General features: G+C 51.5%; 18 protein-coding genes. 7 read left to right on the plus strand and 11 right to left on the minus strand.

The window, feature by feature from the left end; translation table 11 throughout:
- Window positions 1-19 precede the first annotated feature (19 nt).
- The 4 genes from AC3WQT_RS10240 to AC3WQT_RS10255 form a co-directional block, all read right to left on the minus strand.
- Window positions 20-889 (minus strand): carbohydrate ABC transporter permease, encoded by an 870-nt coding sequence (locus AC3WQT_RS10240; RefSeq protein WP_492703773.1) that lies wholly within the window; start codon window positions 887-889, stop codon window positions 20-22.
- Window positions 886-1788: a carbohydrate ABC transporter permease gene (locus AC3WQT_RS10245; protein WP_492703774.1), complete on the minus strand. Its 903-nt coding sequence runs from the start codon at window positions 1786-1788 to the stop codon at window positions 886-888. Before AC3WQT_RS10245 ends, AC3WQT_RS10240 begins: the two co-directional genes overlap by 4 nt.
- 35 nt (window positions 1789-1823) lie before the next feature.
- Window positions 1824-3065 carry an ABC transporter substrate-binding protein gene (locus AC3WQT_RS10250; protein ID WP_492703775.1) on the minus strand — a complete coding sequence of 414 codons (1242 nt, stop codon included), beginning with the start codon at window positions 3063-3065 and terminating at the stop codon, window positions 1824-1826.
- A gap of 277 nt (window positions 3066-3342) precedes the next feature.
- The gene (locus AC3WQT_RS10255; protein ID WP_492703776.1) at window positions 3343-4245 is read right to left on the minus strand and encodes a LysR substrate-binding domain-containing protein; all 903 of its coding nucleotides are present in this window, start codon (window positions 4243-4245) and stop codon (window positions 3343-3345) included.
- 132 nt (window positions 4246-4377) lie between these two features.
- On the opposite strand from AC3WQT_RS10255, the gene AC3WQT_RS10260 reads away from it, so the two are divergent.
- The gene (locus tag AC3WQT_RS10260) at window positions 4378-4860 is read left to right on the plus strand and encodes a nuclear transport factor 2 family protein (RefSeq protein WP_492703777.1); all 483 of its coding nucleotides are present in this window, start codon (window positions 4378-4380) and stop codon (window positions 4858-4860) included.
- Here AC3WQT_RS10260 and AC3WQT_RS10265 read toward each other — a convergent pair.
- From AC3WQT_RS10265 to AC3WQT_RS10285, 5 genes are all read right to left on the minus strand, one after another.
- Window positions 4830-6029 (minus strand): acyltransferase family protein, encoded by a 1200-nt coding sequence (locus tag AC3WQT_RS10265; protein WP_492703778.1) that lies wholly within the window; start codon window positions 6027-6029, stop codon window positions 4830-4832. The two genes, AC3WQT_RS10260 and AC3WQT_RS10265, sit on opposite strands and share 31 nt — an antisense overlap.
- Before the next feature lie 122 nt (window positions 6030-6151).
- Window positions 6152-6850 (minus strand): LytR/AlgR family response regulator transcription factor, encoded by a 699-nt coding sequence (locus AC3WQT_RS10270; RefSeq protein ID WP_492703779.1) that lies wholly within the window; start codon window positions 6848-6850, stop codon window positions 6152-6154.
- On the minus strand, window positions 6847-7962 hold the full coding sequence (locus AC3WQT_RS10275; protein WP_492703780.1) for a sensor histidine kinase: 1116 nt from the start codon (window positions 7960-7962) through the stop codon (window positions 6847-6849). Before AC3WQT_RS10275 ends, AC3WQT_RS10270 begins: the two co-directional genes overlap by 4 nt.
- Complete coding sequence (locus tag AC3WQT_RS10280) at window positions 7929-8867, minus strand: LysR substrate-binding domain-containing protein (RefSeq protein WP_492703781.1); 939 nt, start codon at window positions 8865-8867, stop codon at window positions 7929-7931. Before AC3WQT_RS10280 ends, AC3WQT_RS10275 begins: the two co-directional genes overlap by 34 nt.
- 3 nt (window positions 8868-8870) lie before the next feature.
- Complete coding sequence (locus AC3WQT_RS10285; RefSeq protein ID WP_492703782.1) at window positions 8871-9317, minus strand: Lrp/AsnC family transcriptional regulator; 447 nt, start codon at window positions 9315-9317, stop codon at window positions 8871-8873.
- Between the two features lie 126 nt (window positions 9318-9443).
- Here AC3WQT_RS10285 and yedA point away from each other — a divergent pair, with 126 nt between their 5' ends.
- Entirely contained in the window at window positions 9444-10331 is an 888-nt protein-coding gene (gene yedA, locus AC3WQT_RS10290) for a drug/metabolite exporter YedA (RefSeq protein WP_492703783.1), read from the plus strand.
- Between the two features lie 61 nt (window positions 10332-10392).
- Here yedA and AC3WQT_RS10295 read toward each other — a convergent pair whose 3' ends face one another.
- Window positions 10393-11442 carry a GGDEF domain-containing protein gene (locus AC3WQT_RS10295; protein ID WP_492703784.1) on the minus strand — a complete coding sequence of 350 codons (1050 nt, stop codon included), beginning with the start codon at window positions 11440-11442 and terminating at the stop codon, window positions 10393-10395.
- A 309-nt stretch (window positions 11443-11751) separates the two neighbouring features.
- Here AC3WQT_RS10295 and AC3WQT_RS10300 point away from each other — a divergent pair, with 309 nt between their 5' ends.
- Window positions 11752-12372, plus strand: coding sequence for a methylamine utilization protein (locus tag AC3WQT_RS10300; protein ID WP_492703785.1), 621 nt, complete (start codon window positions 11752-11754; stop codon window positions 12370-12372).
- A gap of 39 nt (window positions 12373-12411) precedes the next feature.
- Entirely contained in the window at window positions 12412-14814 is a 2403-nt protein-coding gene (locus AC3WQT_RS10305; RefSeq protein ID WP_492703786.1) for a bifunctional diguanylate cyclase/phosphodiesterase, read from the plus strand.
- Between the two features lies 1 nt (window position 14815).
- Here the strand turns inward: AC3WQT_RS10305 and AC3WQT_RS10310 are convergent, their stop codons facing one another.
- Window positions 14816-16528 carry a sensor domain-containing diguanylate cyclase gene (locus tag AC3WQT_RS10310; protein ID WP_492703787.1) on the minus strand — a complete coding sequence of 571 codons (1713 nt, stop codon included), beginning with the start codon at window positions 16526-16528 and terminating at the stop codon, window positions 14816-14818.
- A gap of 341 nt (window positions 16529-16869) precedes the next feature.
- On the opposite strand from AC3WQT_RS10310, the gene AC3WQT_RS10315 reads away from it, so the two are divergent.
- The 3 genes from AC3WQT_RS10315 (at window position 16870) to AC3WQT_RS10325 (ending at window position 19485) form a co-directional block, all read left to right on the plus strand.
- Entirely contained in the window at window positions 16870-18021 is a 1152-nt protein-coding gene (locus tag AC3WQT_RS10315; protein ID WP_492703788.1) for a tetratricopeptide repeat protein, read from the plus strand.
- 93 nt (window positions 18022-18114) lie between these two features.
- Window positions 18115-19020 (plus strand): DUF3034 family protein, encoded by a 906-nt coding sequence (locus AC3WQT_RS10320; protein WP_492703789.1) that lies wholly within the window; start codon window positions 18115-18117, stop codon window positions 19018-19020.
- Window positions 19021-19029: 9 nt separating this feature from the next.
- The gene (locus AC3WQT_RS10325) at window positions 19030-19485 is read left to right on the plus strand and encodes a group I truncated hemoglobin (RefSeq protein ID WP_492703790.1); all 456 of its coding nucleotides are present in this window, start codon (window positions 19030-19032) and stop codon (window positions 19483-19485) included.
- The last annotated feature ends 25 nt before the right edge of the window (window positions 19486-19510 follow it).

Here is a 19510-nt window from a genome sequence, read left to right on the forward strand (position 1 = left end):
CCTTGATCTTAAACTCAGCTTAACCTTTGACCGCACCGGCGGCAATGCCACGCACAAACCAGCGGCCCGAAATGAAATAGATAGTCAGCGGCAGCAAGGCCGTCAATATGGTTGCGGCCATATTGACGTTATACATCCTGGTACCGGTCGTCGTATTGATGACGTTATTCAGTTGTGCCGTCATCGGTAAATGTTCACGCCCGGCAAATACCAGGCCGAGGATGTAATCGTTCCACACTCCGGTGACTTGCATGATGGCAGCCACGACTATCATGGGCAGGGACATGGGCAGCATCAATTGCACAAAGATGCGGAAGAATCCGCCGCCGTCTATGCGCGCTGCATGGAATAATTCCTGCGGTATGCCCAAATAGTAGTTGCGGAACAGCAGGGTCATGATGGGCATGCCAAAAATCACATGCACCAGGACGATGCCAGGCAGGGTACTGAAAATATTCAGGGCCGCCAGCACCCGTACCAGCGGGAACATCATGACTTGCGCAGGAATGAAAGCGCCCGCCAGCAAAATACCAAAAAGTAGTTGTGAGCCACGTGGCCGCCAGAACGACAAGGCATAGCCATTCAGCGCGCCCAGGAAAATCGCCAGCACTGTACTCGGTAAAGTGATCGCCACTGAATTCCAGAAGCCGCTACTGATGCCTTCGCAGGCCACGCCTGTACAGGCCATGCTCCAGGCTTGCCGCCATGGCTCTACCGTCATGTGCATGGGCAGGGCAAAGATATTGCCCAGGCGGATTTCCTCCATGGACTTGAAGGAAGTCACCAGCATGATATACAGCGGGAGCAAAAAGAATGCCGCAGCAGTCAGCAGGAAGGCATAGATGCCTACGCGTGCCGGTGTCCACGTGCGCTTTGTGTTTGCCTTCATATTTTCCCCTTGCGTGCTCTTGCATACGCATAGGGTATCAACAGTGCCAGCACGGGCAGTAACATCATGACGGCACCGGCAGATGCGAGTGACAGGTTGGCGCGGCCAAACAAGTGGTCCATAATGAATTTTGCCGGTACTTCGCTGGCAGTGCCGGGGCCACCCTGTGTCATCGCTTCGACCGCATCAAAGAGTTTGACGACAGCCGTTGCCAGTAACAGGAATACAGTGGCAAAACTGGGGGCCAGCATGGGAATGATGATGGACAGATAGACCCGCCAGGTGGGTATACCATCCATGCGGGCGGCCTTCCAGATGTCCTGGTCTATGCCACGCAATCCTGCGAGCAGCATCGCCATGACCAGGCCGGAAGCTTGCCAGACGGTGGCGATGACGATGGTATAGATCACCATGTCCTGATCGACTATCCAGTCAAACTGGAAATCCTTGAACCCAAGTTGCCGTATGCCCTCTTGTATTCCCACACCCGGATTCAGCATCCACTGCCACACCAGTCCTGTGGCGACGAATGACATGGCGTAAGGGTAAAGGAAGATGGTGCGCAGGACGCCTTCACCCGTGACGTTCTGGTCGATGAATACGGCAAGCAAAAAACCAATGATGATGCAAGCTAGGATGAACAACACGCCATAAATAGCCAGGTTATTCAGTGACAACAACCAGCGCTCATTGTCGAACAGTCGCTCATACTGACTGAAGCCGACAAAGTTAGTGACGGGCAGAGTGCGTGAACTGCTCAATGAAATTTTCAATGTCCACAATAAGGTCGCCATGTAGCCGAATACCACCGTCAGACTCATAGGCAACAAGGCAGCATGAGGTATGAGTTTGGTATGCAGCTTGCCTTTGTATCTGGCGCTGGGCGAAGTGGTTGGCATGTACGAGGGCGCTTGGCAGGGTATCAGTATGGCACTTAATTCTTTAATGCTGCGATGATATTCTTTTGTACTTTTTCTACCGCCATATTGGTATTCCAGTAAGCTGTCAGCACATCGGTCAGGGCTCCGTTCTGGTCTGGTGTCAGGTAAATCTCACCGATACCTGCGTGACGGCTTTTGTCTTTCATGATTTCCACACCCATCTGGGCACACAGATTCAATTGCGTTACATCAAGGTCATTGCGTATTGGAATGGAACCCTTGAGTTTATTGAATTCCAGTTGCGGCCCTGGTGCCACCACGATGCTGGCCACCAGTTTTTGCGCCTTGATGGCTTCTGGATTTGCAGTTTTTGGAAAGACAAAAGCGTCGCCCTGTATCAGGTAAGGTGCTTTCGGCCCCAGGCCAGGCATGCAGCCATATTCACGACCCGCGACTTGTTTGGCCGCGACGAATTCACCCAGTGCCCAGTCACCCATGATTTGCATGCCTGCCGAGCCTTTGATGAGCAAGGCGGTGGTCTCATTCCAGTTGCGTCCTGGTGATGCTGTATCAATATAGGACCGCAAGCGTTTGAAGCTCAGCAAGACTTTGCGAAAGGCTTCTGAATTCATGGTGGAGACATTACGGTCACGCATCACGCTCAGATAGAGGTCCTTGCCACCCACATTTGCCAGCATGGCCATGAAGACGATGGTCTCTTGCCAGGCCTGACCACCATGCGCCAGCGGTATCAGACCTGCTGCCTTAAGCTTGTCGAGGGCAGCAAACAGTTCATCTGGCGTGGCTGGTTCTTTGTCGATACCGGCTTTTTTGAATGCGGATTTTGAATACCATATCCAGGCTGGCATGTGGATATTCACAGGTACGGCATAGTAATGACCCTTGATCTTGAGGACATTACGTATCGGTTCTGGCAGGGTTTTGTCCCAATTTTCTTTAGTAGCGATATCATCGACATTGTTGAGCATGTCTTGTTCGACGACATCCTGGAATTGCCTGGAAATATTGAATTGCGCTGCGGTAGGTGGATTGCCGCCAACCATGCGGTTGATGGCAACTGAACGCGCCTGATCACCACCAGCGATGGCAGTATCTGTCCAGACACCACCGGCAGCACGATAGGCGTCGGCAAACCTGGCAACGGCAGCAGATTCACCACCAGATGTCCACCAGTGCATGACTTCAGCCTTGGGCCCTGCGGCATGCGCAGACATACAGGCTGCTACCAGGCTGCCCAGCAACAGAGCACGCACTGGTTTTTTGGTTTTATACATTTTGTCTCCGCCTAAGTTTCCACGGGTGCAGATGGCAGATCGTGGCCTGCAATTTTTCTGCTGTCTTCTGCTTTTTTATCGTTATACCTGTTACTGCATGTATGGAAATTCCCGCCTCTCATCACGTTCAGTCGCATCGACGGAATACAATTGGAAACGTTCCCATAAATCCAGGCAAAATATAACACCCAGGGTTTTCCAGTGTCAACATATTGTCATTATGAATAACAACAGTCTTGTTCAATCTTCTCTCCACAACAAATTACCCTGGGCATATTCATCCATGCTGCACCATGGTCTCGCGCAACTGCGCGACGATGAGATCAACAAAACTTCTCACCTTGGCATTGGCATAGCGACTTTCCCTGTGTACCACATGCACAGGCAAAGGCGCAGTTTCATATGCCTGCATGATGCGGCATAATTGCCCGCTATCAAAATATCCCCCAACCTGATAAGACAGCATGCGGCTGATGCCCAGCCCCGCCAGACTGGCTTCTATCGCTGCATCATTGCTGCTGACGGTCAGGCGGGGTTTGACCTTGACTGCCATGTTCTGCCCTGCATGGCTAAAGCGCCATTCAACCATGGGTGTGACGCCAGTAGCAGCAATGATACTGTGCCTGCTCAACTCCTCCGGGCTTGTTGGTGCCTCATGTCGCTGCAGATAAGCAGGTGCAGCACATAATACCCGGCGTATCTGCCCTACCCGTATTGCCTTCATGCTGGAGTCTGGCAACTCGCCTATACGCACACCGACATCAATACCTTCTTCCAGCAAATTCACGACACGGTCGAGGAAAAGCGCAGACACATCCATGGCTGGATAGCGCTGCAAATATTCGACAATACCGGGCATGACAAACATTTTGCCAAACATGACGGGAGCTGTGACTGTCAGGTGACCACGCGGTTCGGCATTGATGCCTGCGGTGGCTTCGTCAGCAGCTTCTACATCGGCAATGATGCGGCGCGCATCTTCAAGATAACGCTGCCCTGCTTCTGTGACCCTGACAAAGCGCGTGCTACGGTTAAGCAGCTTGACACTGAGCCTGGCCTCCAGCGCAGCAATGGCGCGTGTCACTGCGGGTGGAGACATGGCCAGACGACGTGCTGCAGCAGCAAAGCCTTCTTCTTCGGCAACTGCCACAAATACGGTCATCAGATGCAGCTTGTCCATGGCACTCCGGCGATTATTCCACTATTTACAATAATTAATTGTAAATGATGGGCATTCTTCAGACAAACGATATTGCGTAAATTTGAGCTCTCTGCAACTCCCCTATCAATATCCACTAAAGGACAAATGCATATGGATAAATCATTAGAAATCGCCCGCCCTCCCTTGCCACCCTTCACGCTGGAAACGGCAATACAAAAAGTGCGCATGGCAGAAGATGGCTGGAATACACGTGACCCGGACAAGGTGGTGCTGGCTTACACCGTAGACACAGTCTGGCGCAACCGCCATGAATTCCCGCAGGGGCGCGAGCAAGTCAGGGAATTTTTACAGCGCAAGTGGGTGGCTGAACGTGAATACCGCCTCATCAAGGAACTATGGGCATTTAGCGAGAATCGCATTGCCGTGCGCTTTGCCTACGAGAGTTGCGATCATGCAGGCAACTGGACACGCTCTTACGGCAATGAGAATTGGGAATTTGCTGAGAATGGCCTCATGCACAGACGTCTGGCCAGCATCAATGATCTGCGCATCAGCGCAGATCAGCGTTTATTCCACTGGCCCCAGGGCAGGAGGCCGGATGATCATCCCGGACTGAGTGCTCTTGGCTTATAAGTAAAACCAAGATCAAGTCCGAACAGTGGGCGCAGGAAAAACACGCGGCGTATGATCTCGTAACTAAGGAAACAGCTTGCTCCGGTCAGCGCAACCAGCAAGATACCTTCTGGTAGGGCAGGCAGGGCCAGCGGCTTCATGCTATGCGCCATGATGACGATATAAGTCTGATGCAGGATATACACAGGAAACACCGCCTGCGTCAGATAGCGTCTTGCCGGGCTGTCAAAGTTCAGGTACTGCTTCGCATAACCGCAGGCTGCAATAATTGCCGACCAGGCCATGCAAACCCACACACCGCGCTGGAACATGATGAGCCACTTCGGTGTTGCATCATATTCAAAACTGAAATAAATGATCAGGAACAACCAGCCACATGCGGCTATTCTAAGCGCCAGCCAGCGCAGCTCAGCCAGCTCTTGCCAGAATGCCTGTGAATTGGCGATCAGTGCACCGAATGTAAAGATAAACAGGTAGCAGGCATGGTTATACCAGTCGCTGGTCAAGCCATTATTTGGAGGGTAAGAACTGAACAGACCTATGCGCACCAGCGCCAGATATGCAACAGGCAAAACCAGGATGCGCCAGCCCTTCATCTGCCTTTGCAGCCAGTTACGGGCAGCCTGGAACCATGCAGGCTTGAAAGCCAGCCAGAACCACAGCAGCACGCTATATACCCACAAATAAGTGACGAACCACAGGTGATTCCAGGTAGGCAGGTCCAATACCTTGCCCTCTATCTTGAAACCGCGATAGTGATGCAGGTAGAGCTGCATGAACTCGCTATAGCTGCCGGCATAGGCAAGTTTCTCCACCACTTCAAGATACGCCTGTGGCGGCACCACGACGAACATGCCAAAGATCAGCGGCAGCAAGAGACGCAGGCTGCGGCTGCGCAGGAATTTCCCCGTAGCGATTTTTTCCAGCATGAAGGCAGATGCCACACCGGAAATGAAAAACAGCAGGCTCAGACGCCAGGGATTGGTCAGCATCATCAGCGGCTGTATCGCGCTATTGGCATGCGGACTTTTGACATGCCAGCCCCATTCCACATAATACATGCCTACGTGATACAGGATGAGCAGGAAGAAGGCAATGATCCTGACCCAGTCGAGAAAATACAAACGCTGCGATGGCAAACCTGACACTGCTATGCTTGAATTTGACATGATTTCAATGATTGGCTGTTGACGAACACAGGCGCAATACTAAAAGCATGATCAAATCCATACCAGGAAAATGTGGCAGACTGGATGTGGGCAGGGGTGAAATGGAAACCTCTGCCAGGGATTTAGCTGGCAAGCGCCTGCACAAGCTCATCTCTGTGCTGTCGGCTACATGGCAGGCGCAGTCCATCCACAAGCACCAGTTCTGCATCTCCCTTTTGCGCTGGCAAGACCTGGGTAATCTGGTCCAGCCTGACGATATGGCTGCGGTGGCAACGCACAAAGCCCTGCCCCAACCTTTCCTGCAAACCCGATAAGGTCTGCCGCACCATGTGCTGCTGTTGGCAGGTAAAGATCATCACATAATTGTCTGCAGCTTCCAGCCGTATGATGTCGGCTAGTTTGATGACAGTGACACGGCCTTTTTCATTCAAGAGCAAATGCTGTTCTGCCTGGATTTTCTTCGCACTGCTCCTGCGCTCACTGACTCTTTGCAGGGCACGCAAGAACCTCGCTTCATCATAGGGCTTGAGCAAATAATCGATCGCGTTTGCATCAAAAGCCTGCAGGGCAAACTGGTCATAGGCAGTGACAAAAACGATCAGTGGTACAGGCGTGGTCAGTTGACTGGCGACGGTGATGCCGTCCATCTCTGGCATTTGTATGTCGAGGAAAACCAGGTCGGGCTGCTGTCTTTGTATGCACTCCAGCGCTTCTTTACCATCCCGGGCTTCTGATACGACGGCGTCTGCCACATGCTCGGCCACCAAACGTCTGAGCTTGTCCCTGGCATAGGCTTCATCGTCGACGATGAGAATTTTCATGGCGCTATGCCTCCTGCATCAATGGGCAGGCGCAACTCGGTCATTACGCCAGATGGCATCAGATCGATCAATCGCAGGCTGGCTTTATCCTGATACAAGACTTGCAGACGCTGGCGCAAATTGCTGATGCCTACGCCAGAACCTTGCCCACTCTCCTGCAAATAACCGGCGTCATCTTCAATGCGTATGATGACTTGCCCGGCCTCTTTATATGCACTGATCTTTATGCGGGTAAGCTGGCTGCGTTTTTCCACCGTGTGTTTGAAACTGTTTTCCAGTATGGTTTGCAGACTCATGATGGGTACTTTAATGCTGAGCACGTCGTCAGCAATATCCCAATGGATTGCCACCCTGTCGACAAAACGCAGGCTCATCAGTTTTGCATAGGCTTGCAACAGTTTCATTTCATCTGCCAGAGTGGTTTCGCTATGCTGGCCCAGTTCCATGCTGGCCCGCAACAAGGTCGCAATCTGGCTCAGGGCAGTGTCGGCCAGTTTGACATCGGTGTACATCAGCGATGATATGGTATTGAGTACATTGAACAGGAAATGCGGCTGCATTTGCTGTGTCAGTCTGTGCAATTGCGCTTCGCGTAACAGTGCCTGGGATTTTTCTGCGTTTTCTTTTTCTTCCAGCAAAGAGGCATAGGCTTGCAGGCCAAAGATGACGACATAGAACATGCCAAAGAACATGAAGATCTTGCTGCACTCGTAGATATAAACCGTGATCCAGCCATCATGATGATAGCTCAGCCCCAGCAAGGCATAGACTGAGTGACGCAAGCTGTACACCAGCACGACAAACAAGCTACTGAATAGTGGCAAAGGCTTGATCTGTTGCCAGAACCATTTGGCTGGCGTCTGCAATAAACGTCTGTCAGTCAGCTTGCGTCTTTGCAACAAGAGCAGCAGTGTGCCGACGAGAGCAGAAGAGCTTTCCCAGAATATGGGTTCCCAGATATGCTTGCCGCCACCTTTCAGATGATCTTGCACGGCCACAGCCACCATCAATATCCAGAACAGAAACCAGCCTGTGAACACTGGTCTTTTGATCTTGTGCCAATACGCCAGTCCGTCCATCATTGCGCCACGAGATTGCTGGTACCCAGCCATTTACCGCTCGTGCTCAAATCACGCGTCAGTTCCAGCACCAGTTTTTCGACTGCCATGGCAGCATTCGTCAAGGGGATATTTTTTGATGCGCACAGGGTCACGGTACGTGACAGTTGTACATCGCTGATGGGACAGGCGCGCATTTCGCCACGTTCAATTTCTGCCAGCATGGGTGACACTGGCAAGATGGTCGCCCCCATATCGGCCAGCAGGGCTGACTTCAGGATTGCGATGGAAGTGATGTCGATGACGTTGTCTATGCGTTTGCCCTGCTGTCTTACCACTTGTTCTATGCGTGGCCGCACGCCGTGTTGTATGCTGGGTAAAATCAGGGTGGCCTGCAGGGCCTGCGCCAGGGTGATCGATTTGCGCTTGCAGGCGAATTGCGAATCAGTGCGTGTGATGTACATCATTTCTTCTTCCACCAGCGGCTTGCTGGCGAAGCCGCCCAGTTGACCATCATCGAACAGGATAGCCAGGTTCAAACGGCCCGAGCGTAATTGCTCGGTCAAATTGCCCGTCAATTCCTCTGTCAGTTGAAAGACAATATCCGGGTAAGCTGCGCGCACAGCTTTCAGCAAAGGAAAGGCCAGCGCACCAGAAGCACTTTGCGGGATGCCCAAAGCGACGGTACCACTGGGTTTGTCTGTCGACTGGGCAACAGCTGATCTGGCATCACTGACTTGCTTCAAAATCGCCAGCGCATGTTCATAGAATATTTTACCAGCGTCTGTCGCTTGCATACCCTGCGCAGACCTGTGCAACAGCATCGCACCCAGTTCTTCTTCAAGTTGCTGTAATTGCTGAGTCAGGGCCGGTTGCACGATATGCAGCACGCGCGCAGCGCGCGACAGCGAGCCGTGATCAACGATGGCGACAAAATAACGTAGCTGGCGCAATTCCATTTTTTATTCCACAGGCTTGATAGCCCGTCTTTCTATTGACGACGACAGGATCAGGGAAGTCGAAGTGACACCGCAGCGTGCCAGGCTGGTAATCACACGTTCCAGCTCACGCACAGAAGGTGCAACCACTTTGACGATCACGCAATCTTCGCCGGTAATGGCATGACATTCAACCACTTCTGGTACTTGTTCGGCAATTTTTAAAACCGGCGTATCAGTTGCACGGCTGGCAATGCGTACGAAGGCAGTAATGCCATAACCCAGTGCTTCAGGATTGACCCTGGCGTGGTAGCCGGTGATGACATTGGCAGCCTCCATACGCTTGACCCTTTCGGTCACGGCAGGCTGGCTCAGATGTATGCGCCGCCCTATCTCGGCCATGGTGACCCTGGCATCGGCCTGCAAAATCTCAAGGATTTTGCCGTCCATCATATCCAGATCTATCTTCATGGGAAAAGCCTCTTTTTTCGGTGAGATTAAAAGAAATGTACCTGATTTACCTTTGATTATCCATTCAAAATTCAATCTCACTGACATACACTAATACTCGACAATAAATTGCCACTTGGAAAATACATGCGCCACCTGCCTAGACAAGTCCTGCTTGCCCTGCTCACCGTCTATATAGTCTGGGGCTCTACTTACTTTGCCATTCAAGTGGCATTGAAGGCTTTTCCTCCTTACATGATGATAGGCACACGCTTTCTGGTAGCCGGTGCTATCTTGTACGCATGGCAAAAATGGCGCGGTGCAGCCAACCCGACTTTGCGCGAATGGCGTGACGGTGGCATCGTCGGCATTTTGATGCTGGGTGGAGGTACTGGCCTGACTGCGGTAGCACAGCAATATGTCTCTTCCGGTCTGACTGCGGTTTTCATTGCCTGCTCCCCCATGATTTTGTCTGGTCTGTCCGGCCTGTTTGGTGACTGGCCCAAGCGCCGTGAATGGACAGGCATACTCTGCGGTTTTGCCGGTGCCCTGCTGCTGGCATCCGACGGCCAGTTCTCGGCTCAACCGCTGGGCATACTATTCTTGCTAGGGGCGATACTGTGCTGGGATGTGGGTTCCATTTTGTCGCAAAAGAAACTCAAGATGGCGGCAGGTGGCATGGGCTTTGCCAGCGAGATGCTGGTGGGCGGAATGTTCCTGTTCATCATCAGCCTGTGCAAGGGTGAGCAACTGACAGGTGAAGTCACCGTCAATGCGGTGGCGGCCTGGGCTTATCTGGTGGTAGCTGGCTCCCTGCTGGCATTTACTGCATATATGTATTTGTTATCCAAAGTACCGGCGGGCCTCGCTGCCAGCTATGCCTATGTCAATCCCGTCATTGCAGTTGCCCTGGGTGTCGTGTTTGGTGGCGAACATCTGTCCATGCGCGAGATGCTGGCCATGAGCATCATACTTGGCAGCGTCATCATGATGACGAATGCGCATAAAAAGAATAAGGAACAGGCTGCTGCCTGAGACTGACAATAAGGGTGAAATGGTGCTGCAATATGGCAGCATCAAAAGGTTCGCTGCAAACTTAAAAGAATTCGGCAGTGTCGTTGGACACTTCAATCTTCAAATCGCCGCTGGATACCAGTTCATCATAGAAACAAGTCCGGTTGCGGCCATTGGTTTTGGCGAAATACAGAGCCTGGTCGGCTCGCCCGACGATGGCAACGGCAGGTTCAAACGGGTCTATGCGGGCATAGCCTATGCTGATGGTCACCGTACCTACCTGAGGGAAATGGTGCTGCTCCACATTCTGACGGAAACGCTCAAAGATGGTATCGGCATCTTCCTGCGAAGTCGAGCGCAGCAAAATGACGAATTCTTCCCCACCAAAACGGAACAGCCTGTCTGAAGGACGGAAAGAACTGCGCAAGAGATTGGCGATCAGGATCAGGACTTCGTCACCATATAGATGTCCAAACTGGTCATTCACGCGTTTGAAGTGGTCTATGTCCAGCACAGCCAGCCAGTGCTGGCGCTCAGGTTCATGGCTGCGGCGCTCTTCTTCTGCACGCTCAGCTTCGGTGCTGGCGCGCTGTTGCAAAGCACTGCTACGCAATACCTTGGAAAAATTGTCATCAAAAGTCTTGCGGTTGAGCAAACCCGTCAATGAGTCGCGCTCACTGTAGTCAAGCAGATTCTGGAAATTACGGTAGACAATCAGCATGCCATTGACGACTTCCATGGCGGTTGTCGTGTAATTGGCAGGCTTGTAAATCTCCAGACAAGTATGCAGCTTGTCATTGATCCAGATCGGTAGCCAGATGATTTTGCCACCTTCGATGACTTGCTCTATGACTTGCTGCTTTTGTGCAATACCCTCTTTCAGTTGAGGATAAAGTTCTATTGAATCATGAGATGCAGGAGATGCCTGGGTCTCGTCGGCAATAGCGACTGTGTCGTCTTCTATACTGATATGCGGTTTGATAAAGACTTGCTGGCCAACAGAAACCACATCCAATACCCGAGCAGATTCCGCGTTGGTCAATTGACGCAGCGCAGTAATTACTGAAATATTCAGTAAATCATGATCGCGATGCCCGGTAATTTCTACCAGGTGTTTAATGATTGATTCCATGCCCCGTATTCCTGCATCTTCCTGCCGATTCCAGCCGATCCTTGCATAAATTACCAGTACGAACTCGCCAGCAACAATTTGCCACACACAACCACCATGCGCAAATTGCCCTTATACAATAGTATAACAAGTCAGGGCTGGCTTTACCTGATATTCTGCAAACAATTCATACAGAGACATATTTTTACAAAATTGCACTTATTATCAATTGAAACTCATTTTCCATTAAGTCAGGGCATTCATAGAGATACCGAACTAAAGTAATATTAGCAAAACTCATTTCAATCACTTTTATGCCGGGGTGTAACCATGAATCGTCTGCGTACCAATTCTTGCGTTCTCACTCTCGCCTATATGGCAACTGGCCTGCTCGTGACTGGCGCAGCACATGCCAATTCAGTCATACAGGTTACGGATAGCAGCGGACAGGCTGTTCAGGATGCGGTGGTCTATGCAGAGCTTGCCGGCAACCCACAAAGCGCCAAATCAGCCACTGCGGAAATCCAGCAAAAAGACAAGAAATTCATGCCTTTTGTGACGGTAGTGCAAACCGGAACGTCGATTTCCTTCCCCAACAATGACACCGTCAGGCATCACGCCTATTCGTTTTCGCCGGCAAAACCCTTTGAATTGAAGCTGTATTCAGGCAAACCCGCGGCACCCGTGGTGTTCGATAAATCAGGCACCGTCATTGTTGGCTGCAACATCCACGATCAGATGGTTGCCTATATACATATCGTCGATACTCCCTATTTTGCCAAGACTGATGCGAGTGGGACAGCCCGCCTGCCCACTATTCCTGCCGGTAAATATGTCTTGAAAACCTGGCATCCAAAACAGCCGGCTTCTGCACCAATACAAGAACAAAACATACAAATCGACGGCAATGGCCCCAACCTGACTGTAAAATTGAATTACAAGGCCGGGTAAGCAGGAAATACTTTTCCACGCACATTAAGAGGAAAGTTCATGCGTTTGCATAGTTTGGAAAGCCGGGTTGTCACTCTTTTTATAGGCTTGCTGCTGACGGTACAACTGGCAGCCTATTTTGCCATCGGCAATGCCATAGACAGAAATGCGCGTAATGCAGTCGAAGAGAATTTGAAAATCAATGAAAAATTCCTGTTGCGCCTGCTGGATCAAAATGCACAAAAACTCGTCCAGGGCGCAATCGTCCTCGCCAAGGAATATGCCTTCCGCGAAGCCATAGGTACGCATGACACTGAAACCATCGTCTCAACCCTCTCCAATCATGGCAATCGCATAGGTTCGGACCTGACCATGCTGGTTGGTCTGGACCGAAAAATCACCGCTTATTCAAATACCAGCAAAACCAGCCGCAGCAATGGCGCGACTAATGAATTGAGCAGCAGCCTGCAACAATCAGTCGCCGCCCTGATACAGACAGCAGAAAAAACTGGCAGCGCTGCCAGTACGGCGATTGTCGATGGCAAGCCCTACCAAATGGTGGTCGTGCCTATCGAAGCACCGGTCACCATCAGTTGGGTTGTCATGGCCATTCCCATAGGCAAGGCTCTGGTTACTGATATGCATGAATTGTCACGCATGCAGATCAGTTTGCTGACTTCAGAAAAACAGGGGCGCTGGCTAGCCAATGTTTCCAGCCTCAGTGATGAAAACGCCAACAAGCTGGCACAGCAATTACCGAGCGCAGATAAGCAGGTCAACTACCTGCCAGCCTTGCAAATCGATGATGACCAGTACAGTGCCCGCATACTCAAACTGGCACAGAATGAACAGTTCAACACCATCGCCGTACTGCAATTGTCTATCAGCCAGGCAGTAGCCCCTTACAAGGAATTGCAACGCAACCTCCTGATCCTGACAGTACTTGCTGCGGTGGTCGCCAGCATTATCAGTGCCATCACGGCACGCCGGATTACCGGGCCAGTGCGGCAACTGGCAGAGACTGCACGCAGCCTGGGTGCCGGTGATTACACGGCTACCATCAATGTCAAACAAAAAGATGAAATTGGCGACCTGGCCCGCACCTTCATGACCATGCGCGATGGTATCGCCCAGCGTGAAAAGGAAATCAGCCGCCTGGCTTACTGGGACACTCTGACCAATTTGCCCAACCGGGCACTGTTTACCGACATGCTGGAAGAAGCCATCGCCAGCGCACGTTCCCATGAAAAATCCTGTTATGTGTTGATGATGGATCTGGACCGTTTCAAACATGTGAATGACGTCATGGGACACCGCTTTGGCGATATCCTGCTGAACCAGGTTGCGATACGCCTGTCAGCTGAACTAGGCGCTGGTGGTACCAAGCCAGCCCGCCTTGGCGGTGATGAGTTTGCCATACTGCTACCGAACAGCTCAAAAGAAAATGCGCTGAATCTGGCTAACCGTATCCTGCGCTCTTTGGAAAAACCGATATCCATAGAAGACCAGACTGTCGATCTGGGGGCTGGCATAGGTATCGCTGGCTTCCCTGAACATGCGGGTGATGCCCAGAGCTTGCTGAGCCGGGTTGAAGTCGCCATGTATGCAGCAAAACAGGGCAACAGCGGTGCTGTGATTTACTCACCCGACATTGACAAATCCAGCCAGCAAAGCCTGTCACTGCTCAGTGAATTGCGGGCGGCGCTCGAGCAACAGGCCTTCCGTTTATATGTACAACCCAAGGTCGGTCTTGACCATGGGCAGGTGATTGCCGTCGAGGCACTGGTGCGCTGGATACACCCTGAGCGTGGTTTTATTTTCCCCGATCAATTTATTCCCTTTGCCGAACAAACCGGCTTTATACGCCAGCTAACTCACTGGGTCATGAATGAGGCAGCGCGGGTCTGTCATCTGTGGAATCAGCAGGGGATACATCTGAAAATCTCAGTGAATATCTCTACCCGTGATTTGCTGGATCAGGACTTGCCCGGCAAATTTGCCCAGATACTGCAAAACCATGAAGTGAAAGCAGCTTCGTTTTGCCTGGAAATCACTGAGAGCGCCATCATGGATGACCCGGTCAGGGCTTTCCAGACCCTGGACAAGTTGCATGCCATGGGCCTGGAATTATCTATCGATGATTTTGGTACCGGCTATTCTTCACTGGCCTATCTGAAACGCCTGCCCGTCCATGAACTGAAGATCGACAAGTCTTTTGTACTCAAGATGGAAAAAGATATCGATGACACCAAGATCGTTAAATCCACCATAGATCTTGGCCACAATATGGGCTTGCGTGTGGTTGCCGAGGGTGTGGAAAACATAGAAGTCATGAACCTGCTGAAAGAGCTGGGCTGCGATCAGGCCCAGGGCTATTACATCAGCAAACCCATGCCTTCAGCCGATATGCCAGCCTGGCTCGGCAAATGGCAAGAGCAACACTTACGAGATGTGCAAACCTGACTCAGGCCAGATGCACGAACTGGCCTGATTTGCGGTCACGCTTGCGGTTGTACATGCGGCTGTCGGCAATTTTGATGAGCCGCACATAATCGCTGCCATCCTCAGGGAAGCTGGCCCAACCTACCGATACCCCCACACTGACAACCACCTCTTCCAGCGCAATGGGCTGTTCGACAATATTGCAGATTTTTTCCACGGTATTATTGATGTCTATGGAATTCTTGGTGTCTTTCAGCAGCAGCACGAATTCATCACCGCCATAACGCGCTACTTCATCGGTTTCACGTATGGCTGAACGCAGGCGGGCGGCGATGACGACCAGGGCCTTGTCGCCGGCATCATGGCCATGATTGTCATTGATGTATTTGAAGCGATCGAGATCGATGAACAACAAGGTGAAACCTTCGCTGGCGCCCGGGTTTTCCAGTGCCTGCTTTTGCAAATAATTAATCTGGGTAAACAGGGATTCACGGTTCGCCACCTGCGTCAGCTTGTCATAGCGCAGCTTGTTTTCCATCTCGATAAAAGTCTGGGCCAGGGTGCCTATCTCATCGCTACGACGGATTTGCAGGCTGGGCATGGGTTCGCCATTACCAAACTTTTCAGCCGCGGAAGTCAGCTTGCGGATATCGCGTATCACGCGTTCGACAATAGTCAGACCTATGGTCAATGCAAAAATGATGCATGCCAGCGCGATCACCATGCTTTGCATGAAACCCTGGTTAATACTGCTCATGAAGTCGGCACGCGGCACCGCTACCACGGTCAGCCAGTTCAAGCCCTGCCTGTTGCCCAGTGGTGAAATCGCGACATCGATGGTGCCGTTGCTGAGTTCCATGGAGTGTGTCTGGGTAGACTGCAGTTTCATGCTGCCCACTCTCTGAAAAGTCTCACTGATCAGCGGTGTTTTCATATCAATGGCACGCATGCGCTCGGGTGTGCCGTTAACTGTTCGTTCGGGCAATTCCTGGCCAGAAGTGGCGACGATATAGCCATCCGCATCGACGATGTAGGCAACACTGTTCTTGCTGATTTCCAGCTTGCGCAGGAAATTGGATAATTCCTTAAGTGTCAGGTCAGTTGCCATGACACCGGCAAATTCATGGTTCTTCTGATAAACGGCTTTTGCCAGCGTAATGGTCGGATAATGGAAAGAAAAATTATTATAGATTTTTGACCAGACCGGTCTTTCCGACGTTTGTGCAGTCTTGTACCAGGGGCGCAGTCGCGGATCAAAATCATCACTGCGCAAGACATTCGAACGGTCACCCACATGACTCACGCGATAAACTGTGCGCTTGTCGCTGTCAGGTTCACGCCAGAACAACTGCACCATTTCCTTGGAAATTCTGTAGACACCAACAAAACGCCCGTCGCTACCGCCAAAGTAGACATAGTTGTTGACATCCATGAACAAGCCGCTGGCAGCCCAGAATTTCTCTTCCAGGGCTTTCATGTCAGCAGAAAAATTCTGTTCTTTGGGTAAATTGGTAGGGCTGGGCGCTACCGACTCCAGTGCAATCAGGGCACCATCCAGGTGTTTTTCAGTCGCCAGGTTGATGCGGTTGACCATGTCGCCCAGAATCCGCTGTGTCAGCGTATAGACGGCATCTGTCCCGGCCTTCATGGAGACCCAGCCTATAGCGGCGGATACGCCTATCACCAGGACTATGATGGGTATCACCAGTTCTCGACGCAAAGAAGAACGACTCATACTTGGGCTCAATTGGGCTCAAAAAAAGCTATCGGAAATTTCTGTTCGGTGTTCTGTCCTGCACTGCCCTGCGTCCACACAAGCACTTCACGCCATCCTGCCAACGGCCGAAATGCCATTTAATTATCCAGTGAAGAAAAATCAGGGGGCTTTAGTATATACCGTTAAAAATTGTTAAAACCATCTTATGTGGCAACACAGAGATTAAATCTTGCGTATTGTGGTAAATGAACTGGCCGGACCAGATCGAATACTAATGTCAGCTTAACTTTTCATCCATTTCTTTTATTAATTGAATCGGTTACTCTCATGAAAAATTTCTTTTGAGCAACCAACATACCATGGACTTATACGCCACCGATAGTGAAGTTACGCGGTTAGAGCAGCGTTTGACCGGAATGGTGGTGCAAGAACAACTTGACGAGTTGCTCACACTGGCCTGGCACCTGCGTCAGCGCGATAGTAGTCGTGCCCTGAACTTGTGCGAGCAGGTCAGCAAATTACTGAACAACTCAGCCAGGACAGACACCGACAAGGCTCTGGTTTACCTGCGCCTGCAATTGATCAGGGCAGAAGAAAAATGGCTGCATGCCGACCTTGACAGTGCGGCGGCCATCATCCACGCCATACTCCGCCACCCCGACGTACATCTGGATCCAGCTGCCCTCAGCGACGCCCACCGCATACTGGGCTTCATCTTCTCGGATCAGGGCAAGCATGTTGAATGTGACATAGAGATGGCCATTTCCATCGATGAAGCCAGCAAGGGGGACGATGTCCTGCGCAAGCAATGTACGGCTGCCGCCCTGGCCAGGGTTGCAGTCATGCGCGACGACAAATTGGCCAAGTCTTATTTTGACCGCCATTTCGGCTCCAGAAACCTCCCCAGGGAAATCCATCCTGGCCTGGCGGCCTTGATGGACGATTTTCTAGGTTTGCATGCGGGCTTAAATGGTCAGCTGGACGATTCTGTGGCGCATTTAAGCAAGGCATATCAAGCCTGTCTTGATTCTGGCCAGATACGCCGCGCCATCCTGACAGCGGCAAATATAGGTTACAGCTACAGCAAGACAGATGATTTTGAAACCGCGCTTGAATGGCTGCAAAAAGCATTGAAGCTTGCCAAACCTACGGGCTGGGCACCCAGCATAGGGAATTGCCTGATGCAAATCGGCGACACTTTGCGAAAAATGGGTTCACTCGATGCGGCTGACCAGATGTTGCATGAAGCACTGGAACAGTTATCCAGGTTAACCGGCTCGCGCAATTATGCCTTGACCATCAGCGTTCTTGCCGATGTCGCCCTCGACAGACATGACTATCACCTGGCCTTGAATCTGTTCACCCAGTTGGCTATGCTGCAAGGTGCACAAGAGCAGGCCGATTTGCAGGAAGCTGCCAGACTTGGCCAGGCAAAAGCACAAGCCAGACTCAAACCTGCAGTCAGGGAAGCTGCAATTCACAAATCCGACACACTTGTGGCAAAGCGTTAATTGGTCTTGTGCAACATCTGACTAACTTGTATAAAGAAACCCAGCACCAGCCGCAAGCTGGATTACCGGGACAAGCCGCCAAGAATTGCCTTCATGCCGTACCAGAAACCCAAGCTCATTGCCAGCCTGCTAGCAGGCTGCCTTGCATACCACAGTGCCGCAACTGCACAGAGTCTGCCCCTGCCCGACAAAGGCAGGTTGCTGGCTACCGGGGGTGTAATACAACTCGAAGGTGCAGGCGGCGGTGGCCTGACGCCCTGGGCGACCATTACCGGTTACGGCAGTGAAGACAGCTATGGTGTCAATGCGCATATCACCCAGGTCAGTACCCAGGACTATCGCTTGCACACTTATGGTGTTGCTGTGGGTATCGCCGACAGGCTGGAAATGTCTCTGGCAACACAAAAGTTCAATGGCAGTCTGGCCCCTTTGGACAAGCTGGAATTACAGCAGGACATCGTCGGCATCAAACTCAAAGTCGCTGGCGACCTGGTTACCGATCAGGACAACTGGCAACCTCAGGTCGCCATCGGTGCCATGTACAAGCGTAATCACGCAGTCAAAGGTCTGGAGGCACTGGGCGTCACCAGTGTCAAACAACTGGGTGCGGTGGGTGACACTGGCGTGGATTATTATCTGTCTGCCACCAAGCTGATACTGGATCACAGCCTGCTGCTCAACGGCACTGTACGTCTGAGCAAAGCCAATCAAATGGGCTTGCTGGGTTTTGGTGGTGACAAGCGCAATCGCTATCAGCTCTTGCCTGAGGTGTCGCTGGGCTACCTGATCAACCGCAAACTGGTGGCTGGTCTGGAATACCGCAGCAAGCCGCAAAATTTGGCGCTGGATAATGAAAAAGCTTATTACGATGCCTTCCTGGCCTGGTTCCCGGGCAAGGCAGTATCCCTGACACTGGCTTATGCCCATCTGGGTGACATCACCGTCTTCAATCCCAAAAACCAGCGTGGCTGGTATTTGTCACTGCAAATCGGCAATTGAGGGATGCGTATGAACATCATTAAACCTGCTACTGTTTTGGCATTTTTTCTGTTCGCCGCAGCGACGGCTACCTCTTCTGCCTATGCCCAACTGGCACCGCAAACTCTGTATCAGGCCCTGGGAAGTGAGAGCGGTGTCAGTCAGATCGTTGATGAAGCCTTGCTCATCATCCTGCAGGATGAGCGTATCAAGGCCTCATTCAAGGAAACCAATATTCCCCGTTTGGCACAATTACTGAAAGAGCAATTTTGCGTCATCAGTGCAGGCCCTTGTCAATACACTGGTGACGACATGAAAACCGTGCATCAGGGTCTGGGCATCAATGCTGCACAATTTTTTGCGCTGGCAGAAGATGTACAAATCGCCATGGATAAACTGGCTATCCCGCCTGCCACGCAAAACCGCCTGATGGCCTTGCTGGCACCGATGAAACGCGATATCGTTTTCCCCAAGCCAAAACAGTAATACTTTTCTCCTTTTTTGCATCAAT

The sequence above is a fragment of the Undibacterium sp. FW305-107 genome, from assembly GCF_058788535.1.